5 protein-coding genes are annotated in these 6,408 nt (G+C 34.6%); all 5 read left to right on the top strand.

What is annotated here, in order from left to right:
• The first annotated feature begins 166 nt into the window (after positions 1-166).
• The 5 genes from JO950_RS20865 to asnB all read left to right on the top strand — a co-directional run bounded on the left by JO950_RS20865 (position 167) and on the right by asnB (position 6,312).
• Positions 167-1,918: a TonB-dependent receptor gene (locus JO950_RS20865; protein ID WP_202704369.1), complete on the top strand. Its 1,752-nt coding sequence runs from the start codon at positions 167-169 to the stop codon at positions 1,916-1,918.
• Positions 1,919-2,097: 179 nt separating this feature from the next.
• On the top strand, positions 2,098-2,628 hold the full coding sequence (locus tag JO950_RS20860; RefSeq protein WP_202704368.1) for a GNAT family N-acetyltransferase: 531 nt from the start codon (positions 2,098-2,100) through the stop codon (positions 2,626-2,628).
• 261 nt (positions 2,629-2,889) lie between these two features.
• On the top strand, positions 2,890-3,237 hold the full coding sequence (locus tag JO950_RS20855; RefSeq protein WP_202704367.1) for an SH3 domain-containing protein: 348 nt from the start codon (positions 2,890-2,892) through the stop codon (positions 3,235-3,237).
• 72 nt (positions 3,238-3,309) lie between these two features.
• Positions 3,310-3,759: a hypothetical protein gene (locus JO950_RS20850; RefSeq protein WP_202704366.1), complete on the top strand. Its 450-nt coding sequence runs from the start codon at positions 3,310-3,312 to the stop codon at positions 3,757-3,759.
• A gap of 876 nt (positions 3,760-4,635) precedes the next feature.
• Entirely contained in the window at positions 4,636-6,312 is a 1,677-nt protein-coding gene (gene asnB, locus JO950_RS20845; protein WP_202704365.1) for an asparagine synthase B, read from the top strand.
• Positions 6,313-6,408 lie beyond the last annotated feature (96 nt).

Below are 6,408 nucleotides of genomic sequence, written 5' to 3'. Positions count from 1 at the left end.
TAAAGAGTAAAGAGTAAAGAGTAAAGAGTAAAGAGTAAAGAGTAAAGAGTAAAGAGTAAAGAGTAAAGAGTAAAGAGAAAAGAATTATAGAGTAAAAAGAAAATTTAGAAAAGGAGGGAAGTCTGTACTCTTTATTCTATTCTCTTTCTTCTCAAAAAAAAGATATATGAAAATTAATTGCCAGAATAAAATCATCATCTTACTAGTACTGTTTGTTGTGCAGCTTTCGTTTTCGCAAAAGAAGAATGAAACAATCGGTACAGAGACAGTAAACGTAGTAAAGCCTTATTCGCCAACGATTTCAGATGCTTTCAAAGTAAAGGAGACGCCTTCGCTTGACGATAGCGGAAATCAGCCCAAAGAAACTATAAAGTACAGTATTTTATCTGTTCCGGTAGCCTCTACCTTTACGCCTTCAAAAGGAAAAGCAGAAGGTGTTGAGAAGTCTAAAAAAGAAAAATTATTTAATAATTATGCTACGTTAGGAGTAGGGAATTACGGAACTTTAAAGGCTGAATTGTTTGTCAATCAGGATTTAGGAAACAACGATTATGTGGCAGGTATGTTTCGTCACCATTCTTCTCAGGGAGGAATTAAAGGTGTAGAATTAAACGATGAGTTTTATGATACAGCATTGAATGTGGGATATGGGGTAAACAATCGTGATATGTCATGGAATGTCGATTTGGGCTATCAGAATCAATTGTACAATTGGTACGGTTTACCGGCTGATTTTGGATCAACTTTAGCAGGACAGATGCGTGATGATTTAATAAGAGGAATTAATCCAAATCATTCGTACAATACCATTTCTTTAGGCGGTAACGTAGCTTTTACGGAAGGTGTTTTTAGTAAGATTTCGACTAAGTTTACGCATTTTTCAGATAGTTTTTCGTCATCAGAAAACCGTTTTTATGTAAAACCTTCTTTTAAGGTAGATATAATGGATCAGGCTATCAATACCAATATTATTGTAGATCACGTAAGCGGATCTTTTGAACATAATTATGCGTATGATAATACAAAGCCCTTGAAATACAGTCTGACTAATTTTGGAATTGAACCAAGCTTTGTAATGTTAGAAAATGATTGGACACTGGAGTTAGGAGCAGGTTTGTTTTATGGCTTGGATTCTGAAAACAGCGGGAACAAGTTTTATATTTATCCAAAAGTAAATGCTTCCTATAAGCTGGTAGGAGATTTGATGATTTTTTATACAGGAGTAAATGGAGGTTTAAATCAAAACTCCTATGCTGATTTTGTGACTGAAAATCCGTTTTTATCTCCAACACTTTTAGTGAAACCTACCAACAATCAATATACTGTTTTTGCGGGTTTAAAAGGAAAGTTGGCCAACAATGTTAGTTACAATCTTACCGGTTCTTATTTGAATGAAAAAGATAAAGCACTATACAGAAGCAACGATTACACAGAAGATTTTTCTAATCAAAATTATGGCTTTGGAAACTCTTTTGGAGTGATTTATGATGATATCAGAACCTTCCGTTTTTATGGGGAATTAAAAGCTGATTTTTCTCAAAATGTTTCTTTCGGAATCAATGGAACCTTCAACAGTTACAAATATGACGGTATAGAAGCATGGAATTTGCCTTCTATGAAATTGAGTTCTAATCTGGATGTAAATATCACTAAACAATGGTATGCGGGACTGAATGTTTTCTTTGTAGGAGAACGAAAAGACATGCAGTCGAATCTAAGCTTAGGAACCGATCCGGTGATTACAACACTAAAAAGCTATTTTGATGCCAATGCTCATTTGGGGTATAAATACAACGAGCGTTTGACTTGTTTTCTGAAATTGAATAATATAGGGAATCAGGCCTATGAAAAATGGCTGAATTACCCGGTACAAGGATTCCAGGTAGTAGTTGGAGCAAACTACAAATTTGATTTTTAAATTTTTTTTAACCGCAAAGCACGCAAAGATTTTTATTTTGCGTTACGTAGATAAAACACAAAGTTCGCAAAGCTATTTCAACATAAAGCTTTGCGAACTTTGCATTTGCTAAGCGCGATTCATGATAAAAACTTTTGCGAACTTTGCGATTCAATAGACAGATAATTAAAACAATTAAGATGGAAATTAAACTCAGACAAGAAAATCAAAACGATCACAAAAGTGTTTTTAATCTCATTGAGAAAGCTTTTGAAAAAGAAGAATATAGTGACCATAGAGAACAGTTTTTGGTTGAAAGATTAAGGAAATCGGATGCTTTTATTCCGGAATTATCTATTGTTGCCGAAGTAGAGAATGAAATCGCAGGACATATTTTATTGACGAAATTAGAAATTAAAAACGATACAGTATCTTTTGAATCTTTGGCATTGGCTCCCGTTTCAGTATTGCCAAAATTTCAAGGAAAGGGAATTGGTTCGAAGCTTATCGTGCGTGCTCATGAAGTCGCGAAAGAATTAGGATATAAATCAGTGATCTTATTAGGACATCCCGATTATTATCCGAGATTTGGTTATGAACTTTGTGAAAAATACCATATCGAAATGCCTTTCGATGTTCCGGCAGAAAATTGCATGGTGATTCCTTTAACCGAAAATGGATTGTCAGGAGTAAGCGGAAAAGTAGTTTATCCAACGGCTTTCTTTGAATAAAAAATAAAACAAAGAGAAAAAACCTTTGCAGCTAAGAACTTCAGAACGTTTTTATTTTCAATGGTTTATGTGAATAATAGGTCTAGTTTTTAGAAAATATTCGAGAGATAAAAGTATATAAAGTTTTTAAGCCACGAATTCACGAATATTTTTTCGTGAATTTATGGCTATCTTTTTTGAGACTGTATAAAACCTTTGCACCTTTGTAACTTAGAACCTCAGTACCTCCAAAAAAACTCATTTCATTAAAAGAGCTGTATAATGACAGAAGTATTTAAAATTCTTGAAACCTATAAAACACAATATGAAAATCCTATTACTCTCGATAAGGGTGAGATTGTAAAATTAGGAGAAGAGGAAACGGAAGAAAAGTGGAAAGGGTGGATTTGGGCAGATAACGGAATTAATGGAGGCTGGGTACCCATTCAGATACTTGAAATTTCTAAGGATAATAAAGAGGCTAAAGTTTTAGAATATTACACTGCAAAAGAACTCGACGTTGACAAAGGCGATGAGATCCTAAAAATTAAAAGTTTGAACGGCTGGTCATGGGTAAGAAAAATGATAAGTAATGATGAAGGATGGATTCCTGATGAAATAATAGGTTAAGCGTATTTTTTTTCATTTCTAATTTTAACCTTTGCATCTTTGCAACTCAGAACCTCAGTACCTCAAAAAAAAATGACTTTCAAACAAAAAATACATACACATTACCAGCAAATGGTTCAGGACCGAATTGATGTTTTTAGAGACATGATTTCGGCTCTGACCGAAGATTCTAAAAACGATGCCAAAGGTTCTGCCGGAGACAAACATGAAACCGCTTTGTCGATGATGCATATCGAGCAGGAAAAATTGACGAATAAATTGAAAGAAGCAATCACTCAAAAAGCAGTTTTAGACAAAATTGATGCTTCAAAAACAACCGAAAATATCATTTCGGGAAGTTTGGTAAAAGCCAACGGAATCTTTTTGTATGTAAGTGTGGCACTTCCTAAAATTAATATTGAAGGTATAAATGTTATTGCACTTTCACCTCAATCTCCTTTGGGAGCACACTTGATGGGAAATAAAGTGGGGTTTACTTTTGAAATTAACAGCACAAAATATTTAATTCAGGAAGTTAATTAAATGGATTATTTGAGTTTAATATGCAGCTTCTCTCTATTTGGAGCTGCTTTTGCTTTTTATAAACTTCACAAGCTTTGGTTAAAGGATGCGATTGAAAAAAATGATCAATATAAATTTCAAATTAATTTTCAGTCTTTCAAAAATTGGACGATAATAGTAATGATGACTATAGGTGGACTCGTTTATTTTTTCAAAGCTTTTCCTTAGTGTTTCTTTTTAGACTTTTTTAAATTTAATTGTGTCGTTCCTTCGGAACTTTGTTTTGTTGATGATTTTTTTTCAACGGATTTTAATCCGTTGCTACAATACATGTTGAGCCCAAGGCTCTTATATCTTGCTCTTTAGAAACTATGTATTGTTAATTACTTTTTTCAATAGATTGAAATCCGTTGTTGCAATATATGTAAAGATCAAGGATTTTATATACAAGTCCCGGAGGAACGGTTTATCTTGCAGCAACGGATTTTAATCTGTTGAAGGGGCATGAATACCAATCAATAAGTTCCTTAGGAACGATCAATATAAAGTTTATCAATCTTTAGATAATTTCTCCCTAAACCTCGGGATTGATTGAAACAATAATTTCAGAATAGTATTTATTCTTCTCTTTGAGAATCTGTTAATGATTCTGATGTTTGCTGTGATTTAATTTAAATATTTCTCTGTTCGTTTGCTTTTTTTTTCTTTTATGAAGCTCGAAATTGAAATTTTTAAGTTTAGACCTTTTTTTTATACTTAAATTTTATATTTTATATGTAAAAATTCACTTTTAGTTTTAAATTGTAATTGAAACTGCTATATGTGTTTTTCAATTGTAACTGATATCGCATCTTTGCTTCATCAAATTAAAATTTTATAATTAAAAAATATATAGTTATGTGTGGAATCGTATGCGCCTTTGATCTGAAGCAAAAAGCTGAGACTTTAAGACCTCAGGTCTTGGAAATGTCTAAAATTATCCGTCACCGCGGACCGGACTGGAGCGGAATATATAGTAATGATAAGGCAATTTTATCACACGAGCGTCTGGCGATTGTAGATCCGGCCTCAGGAAAACAGCCATTATTTACGGAAGATAAAAAACTGGTTTTGGCTGCAAACGGTGAAATTTATAACCACAGAGAATTACGTAAACAATTTCAGGGAAAATACAACTTTCAGACCGAAAGTGACTGTGAAGTAATCCTCGCACTTTACAGAGAAAAAGGACCTCATTTTGTAGATGAAATGAATGGAATCTTTGGATTTGCAATCTATGATGTAGAGAAAGATGAGTATTTTATAGCTCGTGATCACATGGGAATTATTCCATTGTATATTGGTTGGGACCAGCACGGAACGTTCTATGTTGCTTCTGAATTAAAAGCCCTGGAAGGGTACTGTACAAAAATCCAACTGTTTCCTCCGGGACATTATATGACCAGTAAAGACGGCGAATTTGTACAATGGTACAAAAGAGACTGGACAGAATATGAAGCAGTAAAAGACAATGAAACCAGTATTCCTGAAATCAAAAAAGCACTTGAAGCAGCAGTTCACAGACAATTAATGAGTGATGTTCCTTACGGAGTTTTACTTTCAGGAGGTTTAGATTCGTCTATTACTTCGGCTGTAGCCAAAAAATTTGCACAAAAACGTATCGAGTCAGATGATACGACGGATGCATGGTATCCGCAATTGCACTCTTTTTCAGTTGGTTTAGAAGGATCACCTGATTTAGCAGCAGCGCAGGTTGTAGCAAAACATATCGGTACCATTCATCATGAAATTAAATTTACCATTCAGGAAGGATTGGACGCTGTTCGTGACGTGATTTACAACTTAGAAACTTATGACGTAACAACCGTCAGAGCCTCGACACCAATGTGGTTAATGGCGAGAGTGATCAAATCAATGGGAATCAAAATGGTATTGTCAGGAGAAGGAGCAGACGAATTGTTCGGAGGGTATCTGTATTTCCATAAAGCACCAAACGCGAGAGAATTCCACGAAGAAAACGTTCGTAAATTAGGGAAACTGCACATGTACGATTGTTTACGTGCCAATAAGAGTTTAGCGGCCTGGGGAATTGAAGGACGTGTTCCGTTTTTGGATAAAGAATTTATGGATGTTGCCATGAGAATCAACCCACAGGATAAAATGATCAACAAAGAGCATCCAATGGAAAAATGGGTCGTTCGTAAAGCATTTGAAGACATGTTGCCTGAAAGTGTTGCCTGGAGACAAAAAGAACAATTTTCAGACGGTGTTGGATACAGTTGGATTGATACTTTGAAAGAAGTGGTAGCCCAAGAAGTTTCAGACGAACAATTGGCCAATGCAAAGTATAAATTCCCATTGCAGACACCAACGTCTAAAGAAGAGTATTACTACCGTTCTATTTTTGCGGAACATTTTCCAAGTGACGCGGCTGCATTATGTGTACCTCAGGAAGCAAGTGTAGCGTGTAGTACAAAAATTGCTTTAGAATGGGATGAGGCTTTCAAAAACATGAACGATCCTTCAGGAAGAGCTGTAGCGAGTGTTCATGATGATGCATACGTGAAAGCATAAGCAAGTATTTTTAGAATTAGTATATATATATTTCCGAAAGACGTTCTCAGTACTGGGGACGTTTTTCTTGTCTTTGAATGTTAAATTGTATTATTT

Origin of the sequence: Flavobacterium sp. UGB4466, assembly GCF_903469665.1 — a bacterium.
Classification (GTDB): Bacteria; Bacteroidota; Bacteroidia; order Flavobacteriales; family Flavobacteriaceae; genus Flavobacterium; species Flavobacterium lipolyticum.
The sequence above is the reverse complement of the archived record's forward strand: the minus strand, read 5'-3'. Positions and strand labels throughout refer to the sequence as shown.